Source organism: Vibrio pelagius (assembly GCF_024347575.1).
Classification (GTDB): Bacteria; Pseudomonadota; Gammaproteobacteria; order Enterobacterales; family Vibrionaceae; genus Vibrio; species Vibrio pelagius.
The window spans coordinates 2348880-2370178 of sequence record NZ_AP025503.1; the positions used below are offsets into that span (position 1 = coordinate 2348880).

General features: G+C 43.8%; 21 protein-coding genes and 1 pseudogene. 14 read left to right on the top strand and 8 right to left on the bottom strand.

Annotated elements, in window-relative coordinates:
• Positions 1-82 precede the first annotated feature (82 nt).
• A complete protein-coding gene (crr, locus tag vsple_RS10170; protein WP_032551815.1) occupies positions 83-592 on the top strand; it encodes a PTS glucose transporter subunit IIA in 510 nt (169 codons plus the stop codon).
• A gap of 69 nt (positions 593-661) precedes the next feature.
• On the opposite strand, the gene vsple_RS10175 is transcribed toward crr, so the two are convergent.
• The 5 genes from vsple_RS10175 to vsple_RS10195 form a co-directional block, all read right to left on the bottom strand.
• Positions 662-1789, bottom strand: a complete 1128-nt coding sequence (locus tag vsple_RS10175) for a flagellin (protein WP_261881928.1) — start codon at positions 1787-1789, stop codon at positions 662-664.
• Between the two features lie 187 nt (positions 1790-1976).
• Positions 1977-3110 carry a flagellin gene (locus tag vsple_RS10180; RefSeq protein ID WP_261881929.1) on the bottom strand — a complete coding sequence of 378 codons (1134 nt, stop codon included), beginning with the start codon at positions 3108-3110 and terminating at the stop codon, positions 1977-1979.
• A 235-nt stretch (positions 3111-3345) separates the two neighbouring features.
• Positions 3346-4479: a flagellin gene (locus tag vsple_RS10185; protein ID WP_261881930.1), complete on the bottom strand. Its 1134-nt coding sequence runs from the start codon at positions 4477-4479 to the stop codon at positions 3346-3348.
• Positions 4480-4613: 134 nt separating this feature from the next.
• Positions 4614-5537, bottom strand: a complete 924-nt coding sequence (locus tag vsple_RS10190; RefSeq protein ID WP_261881931.1) for a Dyp-type peroxidase — start codon at positions 5535-5537, stop codon at positions 4614-4616.
• Positions 5538-5587: 50 nt separating this feature from the next.
• Complete coding sequence (locus vsple_RS10195) at positions 5588-6058, bottom strand: DUF2919 domain-containing protein (protein WP_261881932.1); 471 nt, start codon at positions 6056-6058, stop codon at positions 5588-5590.
• 109 nt (positions 6059-6167) lie between these two features.
• On the opposite strand from vsple_RS10195, the gene vsple_RS10200 reads away from it, so the two are divergent.
• Both vsple_RS10200 and vsple_RS10205 read left to right on the top strand, forming a co-directional pair.
• Positions 6168-6509 carry a DUF2956 domain-containing protein gene (locus vsple_RS10200; RefSeq protein ID WP_255230148.1) on the top strand — a complete coding sequence of 114 codons (342 nt, stop codon included), beginning with the start codon at positions 6168-6170 and terminating at the stop codon, positions 6507-6509.
• A gap of 9 nt (positions 6510-6518) precedes the next feature.
• A complete protein-coding gene (locus tag vsple_RS10205) occupies positions 6519-6851 on the top strand; it encodes a DUF4156 domain-containing protein (protein ID WP_255230147.1) in 333 nt (110 codons plus the stop codon).
• A gap of 71 nt (positions 6852-6922) precedes the next feature.
• Here the strand turns inward: vsple_RS10205 and vsple_RS10210 are convergent, their stop codons facing one another.
• Positions 6923-7210 carry a winged helix-turn-helix domain-containing protein gene (locus vsple_RS10210; protein WP_032551746.1) on the bottom strand — a complete coding sequence of 96 codons (288 nt, stop codon included), beginning with the start codon at positions 7208-7210 and terminating at the stop codon, positions 6923-6925.
• Between the two features lie 205 nt (positions 7211-7415).
• Here vsple_RS10210 and vsple_RS10215 point away from each other — a divergent pair, with 205 nt between their 5' ends.
• From vsple_RS10215 to vsple_RS10235, 5 genes are all read left to right on the top strand, one after another.
• Positions 7416-7763, top strand: coding sequence for an ArsC family reductase (locus tag vsple_RS10215; RefSeq protein WP_255230146.1), 348 nt, complete (start codon positions 7416-7418; stop codon positions 7761-7763).
• Between the two features lie 103 nt (positions 7764-7866).
• Positions 7867-9006: a succinyl-diaminopimelate desuccinylase gene (gene dapE, locus vsple_RS10220; protein ID WP_261881933.1), complete on the top strand. Its 1140-nt coding sequence runs from the start codon at positions 7867-7869 to the stop codon at positions 9004-9006.
• Positions 9007-9064: 58 nt separating this feature from the next.
• Positions 9065-9739 carry a M15 family metallopeptidase gene (locus vsple_RS10225; protein WP_261881934.1) on the top strand — a complete coding sequence of 225 codons (675 nt, stop codon included), beginning with the start codon at positions 9065-9067 and terminating at the stop codon, positions 9737-9739.
• A gap of 8 nt (positions 9740-9747) precedes the next feature.
• Positions 9748-9939 (top strand): DUF2897 family protein, encoded by a 192-nt coding sequence (locus tag vsple_RS10230; RefSeq protein WP_261881935.1) that lies wholly within the window; start codon positions 9748-9750, stop codon positions 9937-9939.
• 145 nt (positions 9940-10084) lie between these two features.
• Positions 10085-11289 (top strand): IS3 family transposase gene (locus tag vsple_RS10235; RefSeq protein WP_261881532.1). Its coding sequence is split into 2 segments (ribosomal slippage): positions 10085-10454 and positions 10454-11289, totalling 1206 coding nucleotides; the frame shifts between segments, so codons are not numbered across the junction.
• A 60-nt stretch (positions 11290-11349) separates the two neighbouring features.
• On the opposite strand, the gene bamC is transcribed toward vsple_RS10235, so the two are convergent.
• Together bamC and dapA are read right to left on the bottom strand one after the other, a co-directional pair.
• Positions 11350-12387 (bottom strand): outer membrane protein assembly factor BamC, encoded by a 1038-nt coding sequence (gene bamC, locus vsple_RS10240; RefSeq protein WP_261881936.1) that lies wholly within the window; start codon positions 12385-12387, stop codon positions 11350-11352.
• A gap of 47 nt (positions 12388-12434) precedes the next feature.
• Entirely contained in the window at positions 12435-13313 is an 879-nt protein-coding gene (gene dapA, locus vsple_RS10245; protein WP_255230141.1) for a 4-hydroxy-tetrahydrodipicolinate synthase, read from the bottom strand.
• A gap of 382 nt (positions 13314-13695) precedes the next feature.
• On the opposite strand from dapA, the gene vsple_RS10250 reads away from it, so the two are divergent.
• From vsple_RS10250 to vsple_RS10275, 6 genes and pseudogenes are all read left to right on the top strand, one after another.
• The gene (locus vsple_RS10250) at positions 13696-14238 is read left to right on the top strand and encodes a glycine cleavage system transcriptional repressor (RefSeq protein ID WP_032551739.1); all 543 of its coding nucleotides are present in this window, start codon (positions 13696-13698) and stop codon (positions 14236-14238) included.
• Between the two features lie 12 nt (positions 14239-14250).
• Positions 14251-14583: pseudogene (gene bcp / locus vsple_RS10255) on the top strand (thioredoxin-dependent thiol peroxidase); the annotation flags it as partial.
• A gap of 91 nt (positions 14584-14674) precedes the next feature.
• A complete protein-coding gene (locus tag vsple_RS10260; protein WP_102458407.1) occupies positions 14675-16078 on the top strand; it encodes a tyrosine-type recombinase/integrase in 1404 nt (467 codons plus the stop codon).
• Positions 16078-18423: a hypothetical protein gene (locus vsple_RS10265; RefSeq protein ID WP_261881937.1), complete on the top strand. Its 2346-nt coding sequence runs from the start codon at positions 16078-16080 to the stop codon at positions 18421-18423. The genes vsple_RS10260 and vsple_RS10265 overlap by 1 nt, the downstream gene beginning before the upstream one ends.
• A gap of 14 nt (positions 18424-18437) precedes the next feature.
• Positions 18438-20630, top strand: a complete 2193-nt coding sequence (locus tag vsple_RS10270; RefSeq protein WP_076674275.1) for a site-specific integrase — start codon at positions 18438-18440, stop codon at positions 20628-20630.
• The gene (locus vsple_RS10275; protein WP_102416486.1) at positions 20630-21133 is read left to right on the top strand and encodes a bacterioferritin comigratory protein; all 504 of its coding nucleotides are present in this window, start codon (positions 20630-20632) and stop codon (positions 21131-21133) included. The genes vsple_RS10270 and vsple_RS10275 overlap by 1 nt, the downstream gene beginning before the upstream one ends.
• Positions 21134-21299 lie beyond the last annotated feature (166 nt).

Below are 21299 nucleotides of genomic sequence, written 5' to 3' on the forward strand. Positions count from 1 at the left end.
CGACTTAAAAAAAGTCGTCTAATTTGCTAGATTGGTATAGTATATTCTACAGAATAAAACTAAACGTTAGGAGCATGACACAATGGGTCTGTTTGACAAACTTAAGAAGCTAGTATCTGATGACAGTGCTGACGCAGGTGCAATCGAAATCATCGCACCTCTATCTGGTGAAATCGTAAATATCGAAGACGTGCCAGATGTTGTTTTCGCTGAAAAAATCGTTGGTGACGGCATCGCGATCAAACCAGCTGGCGACAAAATGGTAGCTCCAGTTAACGGTACTATCGGTAAGATCTTCGAAACGAACCACGCATTCTCTATCGAGTCTGACGACGGTGTTGAGCTATTCGTTCACTTCGGTATCGATACTGTTGAACTTAAAGGCGAAGGCTTCACTCGCGTAGCAGAAGAAGGCCAAACTGTTAAAGCTGGTGACACTATCATCACTTTCGACCTAGCGCTTCTAGAAGAAAAAGCAAAATCAACTCTTACTCCAGTTGTTATCTCTAACATGGACGAAATCAAAGAGCTGAACAAACTTGCTGGTTCTGTAACTGTAGGTGAAACTCCAGTTCTGAAAGTGACTAAGTAATCTCTACTTAGCATTTCAAAAGTTCAAAAAGCGCAGCCTCAGGGCTGCGTTTTTTGTTGTCTAGAAAAACTACCCTAACAAAGACAGAGCAGTGCTAGTATTTTGATTTGCCTGTGCAAACAGTGTTGACGTAGCACGTTCAAGCATCTGAGATTTGGTTAGCTCTGTAGTAAGCTTGGCGTAATCGGTATCTTTGATTTGCCCTTCTGAATCCGCAATACGATGAAAAGTGTTGTTAAGACTATTCATCGTACGGCTAACCCCGTTCTGAAAACCACCGATTTCACTACGATGCCCGTCTACATAATTCAATGAGGCATCAATTACCGCTACACCAACTTGTGCCCCACCTACGGTCGTCATGTCCACATCATCTAACGATATCGCTTCAGTATCACCAAAATTAAAGGTGTTCGCTGCGCTTCCCGAAATGCCAAAACCTTGAGGTGCATCAGCATGAGCCGTAAACAACTGCAACTGATGATCTTCGTTTACCGAGGCTCTGACCACATCCTGTTGCCCATTAATGTACGTAGCAACCTGATAGATATCATCCCCTTCTTTAAGCCGAACATCGAGCGCCTGAGCCTCGTCATTGCTATCTTGATAGCGAATAGTTAACCCTTGATTATGAGAAGAGACTCGCCAATTCTTGTCGACGTCACTGTTTGCTTCTGCAAACTGCCCGCCCATCTGTGGAATGTTGGTGTACATACTCTTAAGCGTGAGCGAGACTGCGTTCGAATCAGGGCCAAGGTTGAAATTACGCTTTCCAAAAGAGCCATCAAATAACTCATCCCCTGCAAACGTCGTTGACGATGCGATACGATCGAGGTCGTTAATCAGCATTTTTGATTCAATCTGAATACTTTCGCGTTCGTCTCGACTCAACGCACCATTGGAAGCCTGTAATCCAAGGTCGCGGAGTTTTTGAAGCATATTCGTGCTTTCATGCAAAGCACCTTCAGCCGTTTGTGCAATAGAATCCGCATTGGTCGCATTCGACAAAGCAGCATCAATCCCTCGGGTTTGAGCTTTAAGTCGATTGGCTATTTGCAGGCCCGCTGCATCATCGCTACCTGCATTGATACGAGAACCCGATTGCAATTTTGATTGCGCCTCAACGGATTGGCTTTGAGCATCACCAAGATGCCGTTGAGCGATTGAGGAAGATATGTTTGTGTGTATCGAAACCATTTAGTTGTATTCCGTTTAACTAGGTTCACCCCAGCTCACCGCTTGTGTCGTTCTTTCAACATCCATTGCATACAGCTGAATGATACAACTCATAACATCAATACAATTTATCATTCGGTAAGTTTTACTCATAAAAAGAAAGCTAGGTGTTTTACCACCTAGCTTTCAGTCTTAACTTTATTTTGTATTAGCCAAGTAGACTCAGTGCTGCGTTCGGTGCTTGCTTCGCTTGCGCAAGAATCGAGCTAGACGCTTGAGAAAGAATTTGCGACTTAGTCATTTGCGTCGTCTCTTTCGCGAAGTCTGTGTCTTTAATTCGGCTCTTAGATGCATTTACGTTTTCGTTGATGTTATCTAAGTTGTTGATAGCGTGGTCGAAGCGGTTTTGGAATGCACCCAATTCTGCACGGTGGCTATCTACGTATTTTAGTGCTGCATCAATGATAGCTACTGATTCTTGAGCGCCACCTACCGATGTTACGTCGATGGTATCAACCGTTACTTCTTTACCACCTTGAATACCAAGCTCACCCGCAAGACCACCAGAGAAGTCTACCTTGCCTTCTACTTTGTTGTTACCTGCGAACATTTGTAGCTTGCCATCTTCCATTACAGACGCTTTCACAGAGTCTTGTTGACCGTTGATGTAAGTCGCTAGCTCTTCGATGTCATCACCCGCTTTTGCATTGATGTTGATCTCTTGAGCTTGACCAAAGTTATCTGTGAACGTCATTTTCAGGTCGTTAGAGCCCTCTTGAACGTTCCAGTTTTTGTCTTTTGCGTTCTCAGTTTGGTAGCTCTGACCACCCATTTGGTCGTTGTCTGAACGCATGTCTTTCAACTCAAGCATCACGGCTTCACCGTTGTCTGCGCCGATTTGGAAAGACTGAGTACCGTATGTACCGTTCAGAAGTTTGTTACCACCGAAAGAGGTCGTTTCTGCGATACGGTTCAGCTCGTCGTTCAGTGCTGTTACTTCTTCTTGAATTGCTACACGCTCAGCTTTGGAGTTTGAGCCATTCGCCGATTGTAGAGAAAGATCACGCATACGTTGCAGGATGTTTGTCGTCTCGTTCATTGCACCTTCAGCGGTTTGAGCAATCGAGATACCGTCATTCGCGTTACGTACCGCTACGTCTAGACCGCGGCTTTGTACGTTCAAACGGTTAGAAATTTGTAGACCTGCTGCGTCATCTTTTGCACTGTTGATTTTAGAGCCAGAAGATAGACGCTCCATAGAGGTCTGCTGAGCGCTGTTTGCGTTGTTTAGGTAACGTTGCGCAGTCATCGCTGAAACGTTGGTATTTACATTCACTGCCATGGTGATTTCTCCAATTGATTTTCCGGTGTTGCGGTTTCCGACGTCTCGGAAAACCAAGTAGTTCTCTCAAAGTTACTTTTAATAACGGCGCTTAGTCTGAAACCTTTAGAGAAAAAACGAGAAAATTCAGAAATAAATTCGGTTGAATGAAGAAACGTGACCAGAGGTGTAAATATAAGAAAAAACAGAAAAAAATACTAAAGTTGTAAAATGTGTGGCCGATGAGCGTAACAATTTATCCCAATAGCGTTAACGCTAAATTGGGCGCCTGTTTAGCTTGAGCCAAAATAGTGGTACTTACCTGCTGCAAGATTTGCTGCTTGATCATCTGCGTAGTCTCTTTGGCATAATCGGTATCTTTAATACGACTGTTTGAGGTCGCCAAGTTCTCGTGTACATTTTGTAGATTATTAATCGCGTGATCAAAGCGGTTTTGCATCGCCCCCAACTCAGAGCGATGACTGTCTACGTACTTCATCGCTGTATCAAGAATAGATACTGCTCGCTGAGCACCACCAGCACTGGTTACATCAATATCATTGACCGACTCATAGCGACCTGAAGACATGGATAACTCATCCGCTAAAGCACCCGAAAAGGAGATTGTTCCTGACGTTTGCTCGCCCGCCATGTAGATTTGTAGCTGCCCATCTTCATTGACCGATGCAGACACTTGGTCTGTTTGGCCGTTGATGTAAGTCGCAAGCTGCTCAATATCATCTCCCGCCTTGGCATTGATCGAGATGGATTGAGATTGCCCAAAGCGATCGGTAAACGACATATTGAACTCAGTATTACCTGAACTCACCGCCCAACGCTTATCAGCCATACCATTGGCAACATAGCTAAATCCGCCCATGTCGATACCATCTGTTCGCATACTTTTTAGGCCAACTTGTACCGCCTCACCAGAACTACCGCCTATTTGGAAGGCGGTGTTACCAAAACTGCCATTCAACAGCTTCTTACCACCAAATGAGGTGGTTTCGGCAATTCGGTTCAGCTCGTCATTAAGAGCAGTAATCTCTTCCTGGATAGCAATTCGTTCCGATTTACTGTTCGAACCATTCGCTGACTGCAAAGAAAGATCACGCATGCGTTGCATGATATTGGTGGTCTCATTCATCGCACCCTCTGCGGTCTGCATAATAGAGATACCGTCGTTAGCGTTTCTAACCGCAACGTCAATACCGCTCATTTGCGCTTCAAGTCGATTTGATATTTGTAGACCAGCGGCATCATCCTTGGCGCTATTAATACGGTTACCAGAAGCCAATCTCTCCAAAGATTGGTTCAACATGTTGCTGGCATTAGAGAGATTTCTCTGTGCCACCAGTGCTGAAACATTGGTATTTACCGTAATCGCCATAGATATTCGCTCAACCGTTGGGAGGTAATAAAGTCAATCGTTGCTTCTGTATCGACCAAGTATGCTAACTCTTTAATCAAAAAAGAGGCTGAACGCCCCTTTTTGTATTTATTTAATTGTCGCTACGGCTATCGCTACTTAATCGACAGTTCAGCCAACATCTGCTGTGACGGTGCGAAGTAGTAAGCGCCAGTCACTGCACGGGTGAAACGCAGCAGTTGGTCTGTCTTCCCGTCAGTCACGCCGTACATGCTTTCAAGCATCGCATCAAAGTTATGGCGAACATTACAGTAAGCGATGAAAAGTAAGCCATGATCGCCTGTCGCGCTGCCATAAGGCAGGCTGTGACGAACAATTTTCAGACCTTTGCCTTCTTCTTTGATATCGACACGGCCAACGTGCGATGCCGCAGGCACATCGTCTAGTTCAATCGAATCAGGCTTGGTACGACCGACTACTTTCTCTTGCGCCTTAATATTTAATCGATTCCAAGCAGGTAGGTTATGGATAAAACGTTGCACCATTACGTAACTGCCGCCTGCAAATTCACCTTCAGGAATTAATGCAACTTCAGCGCGCTGTGCATCTTTCGGGTTTTCGGTGCCATCCACAAAATCCGTCATGTCACGAGAATCTAAGTAGCGGTAGCCGTAGGTTTCATCAACCACTTCGACATCTTCCGAAACCTGCTCTAGCAACTTACGAATGACGTAAAAATGCAAATCGTGACGGTTCGAGTGGCAGTGAAGTAGCACGTCTGAATCTGTGCTTGGCGCAGTAATATCACCCTTGCCAAGTTCTGGAAATGCGATCAAGTCAGCTGGCGCTACTTGTTCAAACTTGTCCCAGAATGTCTTAGAAAAAGCCAATGAAAGAGTCAGGTTTGACTCTGGTTGCGACTCGTTCAGTTCCGCAACTAGAGAAGGCAACTGCTTTAATTGTTCTAAAACTTGTGGGGCATTGTCCACGACTTTTAGCTGCACATACAGAGCGAAAGGCCCAGCTTCAGGTAAAATAGCACCTTGTGCTTGAGGCAGCTCATTTGAAGAGTTAAGCATAGTTCGATCCTTTCAATTTTTAGCTTCTAGTATAAATATGACTATATTAATTATTTTTGACTATTATCAGTTTCAACGCTGGTAAAACAATCTCGTACCGCGTTGCTCTTAATGAGGTAGATCAAAAGCCACAACAACAGCGTTAGTGTGACGCCATGTAACCAATGAAACACACCGCGATCGAGATAGACAAGATAAACGGTATGTACAAACTGACTTAAAACAGCGAAAAGGGTAACCCATCGTCCCCAAGAGACAATCGTATTAATATAGGGGCGTTCAGGCGATCTCAGACCAAACAACCACATCAATAAAACGCTCGGCACACTTAGAGTAATCCCCACATAAAACATTTGATGGTCAGGGTAAACTATCTCTAGTATTTTAGCGCCTGATTCTCGGCTGGCACCGGCCACAACAAACACGACCAAAGCCTTGGCTAAAAATAGCCAGCCAAGCCACAGTAAAGCTGGTGCTTTAAGAAAGCCATGTTTGTCATATTGTTCTAAAGAATACCGCACAACGTTCACTTCGACATATTAAAAAAACGGACACTTTAACGCAAATCATTCATACTTCTCTAGGTTTACGTTATCTTATTTACATATTGGAATTAACGATTATCTCGACATGAAAAAGAAGACACTAACACCTTCTATTGAATCCCAACAAGAAGCACTCAAAATAGCCAGAGCAACTCAAAAGCCTGGACAAACCAAAGAGCAGACTAAACTGATCGCTCAAGGTATCGAAAAAGGCATCGCGCAATACAAGAAACAGCAAAAAGAGCGAAACCGTCAGGCCGATAAAGCGAAAAAGAAGCAACAAAAAGAGAAGCAACAAAACCTTAATCAAACCAATGAGGTTGTCTCTGATCACGCTGCAGTACCAACACAAAAGCCAAGCATGCTGCCGTGGGCACTATTGATTGCCAGCTGGCTTGGTTTCGCTGCCTACATTACTCAACTGTGAGATGATGAAATGAAACGACTACCATTGGCGCTAATAGCTCTTAGCCTGCTAGCAGGATGTACGAGCCCAACAAAAGCGCCGCATGAAAACGCACATCGAGTAAAGATGGATTATCATGGCATTGTTGATATCAGTGATTGCCAATACAAAGGTGAAATAACCGGGAGCGAAGGGCATTGGTATAGCTACCTATTCTTTCCGAATGACACCATGGTTCAAGGAGCGATGAACGAACTCAAGTCCAATGCTATCGCACTAGGTGCAAACACCGTCGTTTTCTCACTACCACAAGATTTCGCCACCTCAGTAACCATGCTTGGCACTGCCTATCAATGCCCATAACCTTATCGCGCTTTCGATAATACACCTTGGAAAACAGGGCAACAAAAAAAGAAAAGCCAGCTTTCGCTGGCTTATGCACTAAATCCAAGACTGGACGCTATATCACTCTTACGTTCCAGAACCCATTGGCTGTCGAATGGTCCCCAATCAGACAACTGATAGTAACCATCATTATGACGCCGCCCATCTTGAATAAACATGAGTTCGATACCGATCCCCGGTAACGCCTTAAGTACATCTTGAATCGTACGACGAGGCCAACCCGTTTTTTCGATGAGTTTAGGCACATTCGGCCTTTCAAGGCTTTCGACGAGTAACGCTAAATATAGCCGCCTTGCAAAAACAGGACTCAACTCCATTGACACCTCCTATATCTGTGCCTGTTAATTATTTCTTTTTTCTCATCCGACATGTTGAGGTTGATCAATAAGTCTCCATTCGTGACATTTTCTTACCGTTTTTTTTCGTTCTTTGAAATATTCCTCACTCTGTTTTGTCTGAATTCCGAGTTCCTGATAGGATTCCATACATAACAATGAAAGAAGATCACCAAAAGGAAGAATAATGACTATCACAATGTTTGGTATCCCGAACTGCGACACAATCAAAAAAGCTAAGAAGTGGCTACAAGCTGAAGAGATCGGCTTCGAATTTCACGATTATCGTAAACAAGGCGTCGATGAAGCGCTAGTTCGCGGTTTCTGTGAAGAACTCGGTTGGGAACAGGTGCTGAACAAGCGTGGCACGACTTATCGCCAGCTCACTCAAGAACAAAAAGATGGCCTAAATGAAGAAAATGCTATCGCTCTTTTGGTTGAACAACCTGCAATGATTAAGCGCCCAATCCTAAAAGTTGAAGATAGGCTGCATATTGGCTTCAAAGCTGATCAATATTCCGCTATTTTTGCGTAATCCCCATTTGCACTAGCACTAAACAAGCACAACTTCAGAAATGTGGTACCCAAGTGCCACGTTTCTCACAAAATAAACGACAAGTAGAACAAGGAACTCAAGGATGACAGACAGCCCAACTTTGGCTCTGGCAAAAGATCTCATTAGCCGTCAATCAGTCACGCCAGAAGACGCTGGCTGCCAAGAAGTAATGATCGATCGCCTCAAAGCTCTCGGCTTTGAAATTGAGGTGATGGTATTCGAAGACACAACTAACTTTTGGGCCCGCCGTGGCACAGAAGCACCACTGTTCGCTTTCGCAGGCCACACAGATGTCGTTCCTTCTGGCCCAGCGGAGCTTTGGGATACGCCACCATTCGAACCAACGATTGTTGATGGTTATCTTCACGGTCGTGGTGCAGCAGACATGAAAGGTTCACTGGCTTCAATGATTGTGGCGGTTGAACAGTTCATCGCTGAAAATCCGGATCACAAAGGTTCAATCGGATTTTTGATCACTTCAGATGAAGAAGGGCCGTTCATTAACGGTACTGTACGCGTTGTGGAAACACTGATGGCTCGTGGCGAGAATATCGATATGTGCATCGTGGGTGAACCTTCAAGTACAGAGTTCGTCGGAGATGTGGTGAAAAATGGTCGCCGAGGCTCAATCACGGGCGACCTTACTGTAAAAGGGACACAAGGCCACGTGGCCTACCCTCACCTGGCGAATAACCCTGTACACAGCTCTCTGCTTGCAATTCATGAGCTTGCAACAACGGAATGGGACAAAGGGAATGATTACTTCCCACCAACCAGCTTCCAAATTCCAAACGTCAGTGCGGGCACAGGTGCATCAAACGTTATTCCTGGCGAGTTCAATGTTCAGTTTAACCTCCGTTTTAGTACTGAACTGAGCAACGACATTATCGTAGAGCGCATCACTAGCACCCTAGATAAGTACGACTTTGAGTACGACCTAAAGTGGACATTCAATGGCGACCCGTTCCTAACAGACACTGGCGCTCTTCTGGATGCAATCGTTGATGCCGTTGACCACGTAAACGATGTAAAACCAGCACTGCTAACCACAGGTGGAACATCTGACGGTCGCTTCATTGCACGTATGGGTGGACAAGTTGTAGAGCTAGGCCCTGTCAATGCCACCATTCATAAAGTGAACGAGTGTGTGAAAGTCGCTGATCTAGAAAAACTGACCGACATGTACCAACGTACGTTGGTGAATCTACTCGCAAACTCATAGTCTTTAAAAACACATAGTCTTTGAGAACGAAAAGACAGCAAAAAAATTGGGCAACCTCATGACACCAAAAGAGTTAACCGGACAAGTAGAGTCTCATTTAATTGAGACATTAATTGGAAGCAAAACCTTTCTTGTGCACCATGAAGTTGCCCAAGATCTTCAACGTTTAATCGCTTCTGCTGAACAAGCAGGCTACAAAATGGAGATCGCCAGTGGTTTTCGTAGCTATCAGCGTCAGTCGTTGATTTGGAATCGAAAATTCGCAGGGGAAACTGCAATTTTAGACAGTGATAGTCAGCCTTTAGACACCGCTCAGTTAACTGACACTGAGAAGCTGTGGGCTATCTTGCGCTGGTCTGCCCTACCCGGGGCTAGTCGACATCACTGGGGCACTGATTTTGATGTCTTTGCACGTAATCACCTTCCGGAAGACACCCAACTTCAGTTAGAGCCTTGGGAATATTTCACAGGCCACCAGCATAGCTTTTACCAATGGCTAGAGGCCAACGCTGATGAATGTGGTTTTTTCTTCCCATATCGCAAAGACTTAGGAGGCGTGGCTGTTGAGCCGTGGCATATTAGTCATAAACGCACAGCGCAGCTTTGTCTATCACAGTTATCGTGTCCCCGACTTGGCAATCAACTTCAGTCTGAGCCAATATTAGGGTATGAGATCGTTATGGAGCACCTTGAATCCATTTATGATCGTTTCATAACGAATATCAGTAACTAGGAGCTTATATGCTTGAATGGCTAACCAACCCTTGGGTGATCATTATTATCGTGGTTAGTGTTGTCGTAGGTAACATTGCAGCACTCAAGTACACGGCAAACATGAACGTCGGCAAGGCAGATAAACAGAAAAAAGAGAGTGATCTCGATAAGCTCAACCGTTTAGACAAACTCAATCGAGAAAACCTCGACGATAAATAACAGCTAAGTGACTAGGCGCTATCGAGCCATCATTCTCAAGCCAATAGACACAAAAAAGAGGACATCGCGTCCTCTTTTTTCATTGATGTCATTGACCCGTCCTAAATAAGGTTGACACTCCCCAAGCAGAAAATTGGAGAGTGTTATGAAATCAATAACTAGACGAACTCAATGTGATTACTCCCTCGCTTTTAAATTGGATGTTGTTGATCAAGTCGAGCGAGGTGAACTGACTTACAAACAAGCACAAGACAAGTACGGCATACAAGGTTGTTCTACAGTATTAGTGTGGCTCCGAAAGCACGGTCGACTTGATTGGTCTGGGGGCACACCTCGATTCATGAAGAAAGGTTTACCTATGTCTGAATTCAATTCACCACCTACACCAGAGCAACGTATCAAAGAGTTAGAAAAGAAACTCGAGGATACCAAACTGAGGGCCGACTTCTTTGAAGAAGTAGTAAAAGTTATGGAACGAGACCATGGTGTCCGCGTCGTAAAAAAGCACAAAGGTGCGTCGTCCAAGAGCAAAACATAGCTCAGCTCACGGTGACTAGATTTTGCCAAATCATCAATATATCTAGGCAAGCATATTATAAACAGTGTCTTATTGACGATCGTAACAGGCAGCGTGACAAAGCTCTTCTGAGCTTTGTTCGTGAAACTCGCATCAAACAGGCTCGAATAGGAACGAGAAAGCTTAAGTACATGATGGAAAAAGCTGGAATGAAAGTAGGTCGGGATTATCTATTTTCTCTGCTTAAACATCATCGGCTGCTTGTGAAGGTTAAACGTGCTTACCATCGAACAACGGATAGCCATCATAGGTTTTACTGCCACCCAAATAAAATAAAGGATGGCTTTAAGCCCGAAAGACCGGAACAGTTGTGGGTTGCTGATATTACTTACCTTCCAACCTATGAGGGAAACAGTTACGTCAGTCTTATCACTGATGCCTATTCCAGAAAGATCGTCGGATACAGCGTGGATGACAACATGCAGACGAAGGCCGTAAAACAAGCTTTTATAAGAGCTTTGAGAGAACGTCGAAATCAGGAAAGCTTAATCCATCACTCAGATAGAGGCTCACAGTACTGTTCAAAGGAGTACCAAGACTTACACTCTAGGCACAAGATCGTGTGTTCCATGACTGATGGATATGACTGCTATCAAAATGCCTTGGCAGAGAGAGTAAATGGTATTTTGAAAATGGAATACTTGTTGAAGAAACCTAAAGATGTTGCTCAGGCGAGAAAAATGGTCGCCGAGTCAGTAGAAATCTATAATCAGATGAGGCCACATACGGCCTTAAAATACAAAACGCCCGATGAAGTACATCGAGCGTTTTGACTAAAAAGTGTCAACCCATATCAGGACGGGTCACATTGAGACAGTAACCTACCTACTGAGTTACTTCTCTTTGGTTTCTTTTGTCTGGTCTGCAACGTGCGCCAAGATAGGAACCAGAGACTTTAATAGCTCTTCTTCCACTGGCTTACCTGAAGCATCAGTTACATTGATAGAGGTACGGTTACCCAAATCACCAAATAGGAAGGTGTAAGTACCTGGACTTAGGTCGATCGGCTTAAGGCCAACCTCATCCCAAAACTCATCATCTGGAGAGGCATATTTCGCTTTCACTGTACCTTGTGACTGGTTACGCTCTTCTAGATCAAAGCCCATTTGAGGCAGAAGCTTAGGCAGACGCTGCCACAATACGTTGTAAGGTGTACGCGCGATGATCACCGGGAATCCGCTGCGGTCTGACCCCATTGAAATAGGGATCTTCTTAACCAGCTCTTGCGCTTTCAACGCCGCTTCCGCACGCAAGTTCTCATCGTACTTCGCCATAACCAAGTTGGTCATGAAGGCGTTGTAACGCTCTTTATTGGTCGCTGAAACAGGCTTCTCTTCAGAACCCTCACGCCAATCAATCAAGTTAAGCTTGAAGCCGTGTCGATTATTCGCCTCAAAGCGAGAGATAGTGTAACGACTGCCAATCTCAACTTCTTCGTCTTCAGAGACCCAAGTAACCCAATCAGTCTCAATCTCTTTATCAGACTGCTCACGAATACCGATGTTACGCTCTGTCAGCATGTCCACGGCGGTTTGCCATACACGATCAGCTTCTTCAGCACGCAATAACCAAAGAGTGACTTCACCGTTTTGACGTTCAGCACGCGCACCTGGAATAAGCTCCAACACCTGCTGTGGTGGACGAATATCAACATCGCGGCCAATACCACCAGCAAACTCTCCCTTAGGGATATCGTAGTTTGGGTAGAATTGAGGGGTAGCGTCTTCAGGCAGTTGCCATTGAGTCAACGCTGGGGTTTCTAAGTATTCGAAGTCATCCTTGGCTTGACGACGTTGAGTCGGGCTGCCAGAGCATGCTGTAAGAACGAAAACAGCCAGTGAGCCGATCACTAGCTGGTGAGAATACTTCATTTATACTCCTAAATGCCGAAGACAAGCTTCGGCACTGTTTCAAACATTTAGTAAATACACGCTTCTGTCATTGCTTGAGCAACGATAGGTTGAGCCGGCTCTGACAGTTCTGTCAGTGGAAGTCGAAGACTGCCCTCAGCGATCAAACCCATTTTATGAACCGCCCATTTTACTGGAATTGGATTAGATTCAATGAACAAATGTTTGTGAAGTGGCATTAAACGTTCGTTGATCGCCTCTGCCTCTTCGAATTTGCCCTCTTTCGCCAGCTTAAACATGGTCGCCATGTCAGCTGCTGCAACGTTATTCGTTACTGAGATAACACCGTCACCGCCACGTTTTACGAATTCTAGGCCTGTGAGGTCATCACCACTTAGTAAGATAAAATCTTCGCCACAAAGTTCACGATGAATTGCAATTCTGTCTAGATCACCCGTCGCATCTTTAAGTGCAACGATGTTATCAATCTTTGAAAGACGAGCCACAGTCTCTGGCAATAGGTCTACTGCCGTACGACCAGGTACGTTGTACAAGATTTGAGGAACGTCGCTCACTTCCGCGATCGCTTTATAGTGCTGGTACAAACCTTCTTGTGTTGGTTTGTTGTAATAAGGTGTCACACTTAGACAACCTGCAATACCAGAACCATTGAGCAGACGACTGAACAGTACCGACTCATGAGTTGCATTTGCACCCGTACCCGCAATCACAGGAATACGGCCATCAGCAAACTCAACCATCTTGGTAACGACTTTGACATGCTCTTCAATAGTCAATGTAGAAGATTCACCCGTAGTGCCTACTGCTACTAGACCATCACTACCTGCAGTAATGTGGTGCTCGACCAGTTTTTTAAGGCTTTCGAAATCCACTTCACCGTCAGAATTGAATGGTGTAACCAGCGCAACGATACTTCCTGAAAACATGTCTATCTCCCTTAATTTGTTCTTTCTGCATGTTACTGTAAGCCGATTAATAAACACAAGCGATTAAAGTCGCTTCGCGGCCACAACTGTATGAAATATTGTCGTATGTTAGAGGTCAGACGACTTATAAGCAGGTTCAATACCAGAAATGATTTGCTTACACCCAATGTAACCGATTTAGCTCCTCACGTGTCAGCGCTCGGTTAGTGGTAAGCTTTTATCACTGTGCTCGTAAACTGAAATGTCATACTAAACTCAAACTCCGCTCATTGAGTACCCACTTAAGTCTAAGTGACGCATAAAAACGCCCCGACCTTCACTCATTAGTCCCTGTATATGTGCTAACATGCTCTCATCAATGGAATATAAAGAGACGTGATTTATGACTCAACATCTAGTAATCACTGCAGTGGGCACAGATCGCCCGGGTATTTGTAACCAAGTGGTTCAGTTAGTCACCCAATCAGGCTGTAACATTATCGACAGCCGCATCGCGATGTTTGGTGAAGAGTTTACTCTCATCATGCTGTTATCAGGCAAAGCCAACAACATTACGCGCGTGGAGACAACCCTACCTTTGCTTGGTCAGGAGCATGACCTGATTACTATCATGAAACGAACGTCCCCGCATGATCATATCGAGAACTCCTATACGCTCGAAGTATTTATCGAATCTGACGATAGACTGGGTCTTACCGAAAAGTTCACCCAATTCTTCGCCGATAGAGAGATTGGTTTGGACTCGCTCAGCGCGCAGACCATTAACAAGTCGAAGGTACAACTCGATAACGATCAATTCCATATTTCAATTACTGCTTCTGTTCAATCAGAATGTAACCTGATGCAGCTACAAGAAGAATTTAACGCGCTGTGTCAGAGCCTATCAGTCCAAGGCTCGCTCAACTTTATCAAAAACAGTCTTTAAAAAGGAAATGTCATGAATACGCTGACAGCTGGCACTCCAGCACCTGCATTCTCTCTTCCAGATCAAGATGGCAACATCGTGTCTCTTGATGACTTCAAAGGCAAGAAAGTCCTTTTCTACTTCTACCCTAAAGCGATGACGCCGGGTTGTATTGTACAAGCAGAAGGCCTGCGCGACATCAAAGCTGAGCTAGATGCACTAAACGTTGTGGTGCTTGGTGTTAGTATCGACCCAGTGAAACGTCTACCAAACTTCATTACCAAGAAATCACTGAACTTCTCACTGCTTTCTGATGAAGACCACGCCGTTGCTGAACAGTTTGGTGTTTGGGGTGAGAAAAAATTTACCCTTACAAATTTTTTATGACAGAAAATCTTGATGTTTTTTTATGACAAATCTATCTTTGATATGTGGGTAACATATCGAGGATTGTTTTGTGATAGAAACGCATGAAGAAAAATGTTCCGATGTTTATGATGACTACCGACTGCTGTCCATAGAGGTCGATACATTAGCAAAGCTACGAATTTCTACGAATATAAATACTGAATCTGGAGAGGTGACATACTCTCCCTACCTTTCCCCTTCCTATCTGGAATCCCGCCTAAAGAAAACCGATATCATTATTGCGCCTGATGGGACGGTTGTTTACCCACAATCCCTATACCTCGTATCTAAATTACGTGGTGAAGAGAAAGTCAAAGACACCGGGCCTATAGCAAAAGGCTTATTGGCTTTTACTCGTTACTTGGATTCCACTCACCATTACCAAGTTGATGAAAATGGTGTGGAAATACCACCTGAATACCTAACCTATAAAACGTTGTCCAAGTATGAAGAAGAAGGGGCACCTTGGCGGTTTGCTGAGTTTCTGCTTGCGAACTGCAATAATATTGAAGGAGCTAATGGCAATGAAGCTTTTAGTTTATCTACCGCTAGAAGTTATATGAGTGCCGTGATTGGATTCTATAAGTGGATGCAAAAATACGGCTACATCAAAAATAACGATCAGAATGTTGTTACCCACTACACAACTGGAACTGTGCATCAGGAGTTAAACCAACACGATATGTTGGCTCACACAAAATCAGGCTCTAAACGTACTTATGAAACCTCCAATATCATGAGGATGTTTCCTAAAAAAGAGAACACACCCGCCCATAAAAAGCTCAAGCCCATTCCCCCTGAGCACAAGGCTTTATTTAATGAACATGCAACGTCACTCCCAAAGTCGACAGAATTAATCTATCGGCTATGCACCGACGCGGGGCTTAGAATTGATGAAGCCATCCACTTCCCTGCTCACGACATAGGAAAGGCTGACTACAGTGATTTGGACACAGTTCCAATCAAAATCACTCGCACAAAAGGCAGTAAGGAACGCACCGTCGACATTCCTATTACACTGTACGAAGAGCTAGAGATATACAAAGAAAGTTACGCACGACTTAAAAACCTAAACAAACGCAATGAGCTTGTTCCGTCAGGAGAGAAGTTAGATACCGTAGATTACCTATTTCTTTCAAATAAAGGGACGCCTTACTCGGTCAATACTTTAGAAACGCACTTTTCCAACCTTCGAAAACAGATACGCGAAGTGAACTCTTCTTGGTATTACCGTATTCATGATTTTCGTTCTACCTTTGCCACTCATTGGCTTTGGAAGGAGTCAAAAGAGCGTGATGTTGGCTATGACTACCTTATGGGTGAATTGGCTCAATTAATGGGACACGCCAGCACGTCAACCACTGAAAAGTACATTAAGTACATGAATAAGCTGGACGACCAGATCAGCATGGCTAAGTCCAAAAACCGCAAAATAAACGGAGGTTGGTCGTAATGGCGAAAAGTAAAATAGCAAGACAGTCCGAAGCTATTAAGCATGTGCGCAACAATCAAAATGTCATTCCTTTGAACCTGACGATCCCTTATAAAGATGCGCAATCAAGCAAACCAAAGCAGTTCGATGTTTCTCATTTATTGCACTTAGGGTGCAACAAAGAAAGCGAAAAAGTAGACAGCCGAACCGTATTTATCAGGTACTTTTGCGAGAAAGCTAACCAATATGTCAGTAATGGTAACTCAGCAAGAACCATTAAAGGACTCTACGAAAGGTTACGCGCCTATCTTACTTTTTGTGATGCGGTAAATGTTAACCCATTTACGGAAAGTGGGTACTTAAAGTATGCAGGCAACGATGGCGAATTAAGACATCGTATCAAGATGTTTAGACCTTCAAAACGCCTTTGGGAGTACACTCATGGTGAGGAGTTAGGCGTTAAAGAATCGACGGCTACATCTACGCTGTCACTTCTTCGTAATGCGCTCGATTGGTGTGGTTTGCCTGTTTCCAGTTGGGTATTGCTTCACCGAGTGTTTGCAAGAGAAAATACGCCATATAAGGGGTACTCCGATGAGGAAGAAAAGCTCCTTGTGACACGGTTAGAGGCGTTATTCTTCACTCTTGCAGCACAGCTTATTGCTGCAAAAGAAAACAACACCCCCTTACCAGAAACGCTTCCGATTATCATTGGTCTTGGTTCACATGAGGAAATAATTCAAATCCCGACATCATTGGAAACGCAATTTACACAGCTAAGTAAAACTGGCACCGCTGTTAATGCTGGCGCAGCCTTTAACCTTACAATGGGCGCTGCCTATCATTTGATGTGCTTTTTCACTTCACTCAATGACAGCAACATTCGAGATATTGCTCACCCAATTAAGGTTCATACAGAAGAAAGAGATAAGAGCCTACAAGTGGTAAAAGTCTCAAGCCATAAGCCTCGCGCAAACAAAGAGGTCGATGCCCTATTGGTGGGTGAGCAATTTGACGTTGATAAGCGTGGTGGGGTGAAGTTTATCAAGTTACTAGAGCGACTATCCAAATTGTACGGCAATGATGAAGATGGCTCTGTGTTAACTTTCACCCTCAATAGCCACGCTGAGGTGAGTGATACCTTTAATTTGAATGAAATTAATAAGAAGCTCGTTAACCAACTACACCTGTTATCTCCGTATCGGACTGGCAGCCTACCTTGGTTCAAAGAGCTGTTTTACACCTACAGAAACCAACAAACCATCACGTTAAAGAAAGCCATTAGTCATCTGGGTCGCTCTGTTGTTCATAAAGAAGTCAAGGCAACGTCCAAATGCAGAGCAGGAGAAGGGGCGACCAATAGCGCCTACTGTATTTTATCTTGCTACACCGACTTACCGCTAAAAGGGATTTTGCTTCCGCTCACATACTCCGACAAAGACAGCAATGGCAATATTACCGTTTCTTTTAACTATAGAAATGGCATCGGTGGCTTCTTTAAAGTCCCCGCTTCTGATTTGGCTGTAATCAGAGATATTGAGCAATACGCTAATGAGAAGGCAGACAAGCAGCCCAAGAAACATGAGCGGCTACTGTTGACGAGAAGTAGCAGGTACGTCCCTAGAGATTGGGAGGGCTTCAGCCCTCTTTCAGGAGAGCTAATGAAAACTTGGTCTGTTGAAACAAACCATTACTACCTCTCTCTTCAATCGAGTCGCTGGCGAGAAATGACCAGTAACCAAGCCTACGCCGAAGGGGGGATTCAAGCGGCTCAAAGCTTACTCCAAAACGCAAAGGAAACGTTAGACAGAAGTTATCTGAACGGGCTTTCATCACTGAATAAGGTCATCATATCTCAGGGTGTGGAGGTCATAGAAAACCTCGATGATGATACAAGCCTAGAGCAAGCAAAAGACATAGTAGCTAAAAGGCGTGGGATTCCGATGTTGTCACACGATGAAGCGAAGAAAAAGCGTGAAGAAGGCAATATTAAAACTAATCCCAACGGGCTGACTTGTAATGGGCAGCAAGTCATTAATGATGGTAAGAATACGCAACGTGAAACGAACTATGCGATAGGCATAAACTTACCTTGTGCCGAATTTGATATGTGTCATAAGTGTCAATCGGCCAAAGCGGTAGATGACGTTGAGGCAATTTATAAACTCGTGTCATACATCGATGTTCTTAAAGAGGCCCTTGATATGTACCCTGATTCGAAAGGGGATATTCATGAAAAAATTGAACAGTATGAGTATACGCTAGATGGGGCGAGTGATGGTGTATTCGATGAGGCTATGACGCGATTTAATACCCAAGGTCGTCACCCAAGAATTTCCATCGACCACGCGCTTTTATCCCTATAGTTACGGAGGCTCACATGATAAAGCTCACTGACCTAGAACATCAAAACAAGCTTCTTAAAGCACAAGAAAATGTCGGCGCTCATGCAAATTACTTAATGGATGTATTAAAGCCAGCTATTGAGCGTGGCGATTGGAATGAACTCGAAAGCCTTGACATTGGCTTTACTGTTACGGGTGAATCATTAGGCAAAATTGGCGACGATGACACTTGGAGAAAACTACAGCCTTATTTTGAGCCAAGAGCAAAGAAAACACTTACCATTGATTTTACACTCGATGGCAAAGTCATTGAGCGCAATCTAAAGAACCAGCTTAAAATCCTCCTGCTTAAAATGATGTGGCTATCACCTCATGACCATTCATTTGGCACTCTTAGGGATTCATTAAATGACCTAAAAAAAGTCATCGCCCCACTGTTAAATGAAGGGGTTAACACGCTGTCCGCTTTAGACTTTGACCGACTCGAAGTCTGGGCTCTAACCGGCTTTACCGATATTGATTTTGAAAGAGCGTCAATTTACAACGGGTTAAATCGCCTTTACAAAGAGGCGAGAGGTTTACCGTTTGAGGTTAACTTAATCAAAAAGCTCAACGCGTCTGATTTTGGTTTAACAATCAAAGAAGCTGAGCAGTATGCCGTTATTCCACAGAGGCTTTACTATCTGGGCCTTCAACAGTCAGAAACTCTGATTAATGAAGCTTATGCCCTTCGTGATGAGCTAGAGCAACTGGCAGAATACATCGCCACCTACTTTGATAAGGCATATGAAGGTTATGCTAAGTATCTGGTCAGTGATGAAGCCCGATTTAAAAACGGTAAGATTCAATGGTATTTAGGTAAACAGAAATCAAGTGAAAAGCGCACCCTGGCTTTTCAAGACACCTTTGCAGCCCTTCATTCTCCAAGTGAAGAAGAGACTCTGGATCTCATACGCCTTCTTAAACCAGAAATAAGGAGCGACTACATTGATAAGTTACACACAGAACGTAACCTAACGATTGGACAGTGGACAATCACCAAACTAATGGAGGCTCAATCGCTTTTCAAAACGCTCAATGGTGGCTGCCTATGGGGCTTAATGGCTCGAACAGGAATGAGAGCCGATGAAATGTATGATCTAAACACCGCTCAGGGCTGCACAACTGAAACAATAGACCGCCAGAAGATACACATTATCCACGCCAACCTATCAAAGACTGCCAAAGGCTCTCAATCAAAACAAGATGAGTTTGTCACAACCGAAATCGGCATGAAAGCGTATGAGGTGCTTCAAGCACTGCACACGCCACTCAGAAAGCGACACCCTAGCTCACAATCGTTTTTCCATAAAATAAAAGAGGATTTCAGAGAAATAAGAAAAAAACAATTAGGAATACATTCTCAAGCTTGGTTTGAAAATGCGATGGGTGAAGAGCTTGCGCTTACCAATGAAGACGTTGTTGACCTAAAAACATCGGACCCCAACTTATCGTTTGAAGTGGGTAAGAATTATGAATTTACAGGCCATCAACTTCGCCGCTCTTTTGCTTACTACCTTATTGGATATGAACTTTGCAGTTTTCCGCAACTCAAACAGCAGTTTAGTCATGTCTCTATGGCAATGACGCGGCACTACGCTAAAAACGCCAGTAAATTCCAAAAAATCCGACAAAAGAAAAAGACGCTAGCACACGAAATTGATGAGGAAAGAATCGACCAGAAAGCCCGCATCTACTTGAATATCTATCAGAAACTGGCAAACAAAGAGCGAGTTGCCGGAGGAAAAGGCAAAGAGTTTGCTAAGAACATGATGAAAACAGACCGAAATTTATTCAAGGATAAAGTAGATAACGAGATGTTATCTCTAAACTATTGGAAAAAGCAAATTCGAACTCAAAGTCGCCACATTCATGCCGTTGCGCCAGGGATATACTGTACTTCGACGACTTGTGGTTTAAGAACGCTAGTTAACCTAATGGAATGTGTGGACTGCAAGAATGATTACATCGTTGATGCCGTATTTGCTGAAGCAAAGCGTAAAGAAGCCGAAATTCACATGCTTTATGATATTGAAAACAACGAGCTCACTCCTCAAACCGCCTCTGAATCTTACATAAAAGTTCAAGCTGCTGAGCGCATTATGGATGATTTAGGTATCGACTTTGAGCCTGTGATTTTTCCTGATGAAGTTAAGAACTTACTCATCCCATACGGAGCGATTTCATAATGTCACAGATAACCAAAAATAAGCTAATCAAAGCATTGGAAAGGCTGCTGGATGGTGATGTAGCCAAGTTAACATCGAAAGAGCTGCGTAATAAAGCACGAAAGGGCAAACTTAAAATCAACAATAGCAATGTTGAAAAAGAAGCGGGCCTTTCCGCTGGCGCACTCAGAAGGCATAACGACGTCGTTTTAATGATAAAAAATAAATCATTAGAAGTACAAGTTGCTCAGGATGAAACCGCTGACTCCCCTATTGCAGTGCTTCAAAAAGAAATAAAGTCACTTAAAGGTGAAAGAGCACAAGCGAATAAAAAGAAAAAAGAATATTACGACGAAGCGAAAAGCCACAAAGAAGCGTTAGCTGTTCAAGCTGCCACTCACATAAAAGTAGTTCAAGAACTGATGGGCATGTTGCATGAGAGTCAGCGAGAAAAGGCAATGGATAAAATCGTATCGGCTCGTTCAGATAATATTATTACTCCCCTATTTAGAAAACCAAAGTAGCTTTTAGCACTATAACCCCAAAGGTCGTCCTGTTTAGTGTAATCACTAGACAGGACACTTAGTTATCGATAAAAATGTACACTCTAACGTAATAAAAGTGCTCTAAAAAGGACGTAACGAATAACGCTACGCCACACTCCACTAATTGAGAAAGTAAGGATTAAAC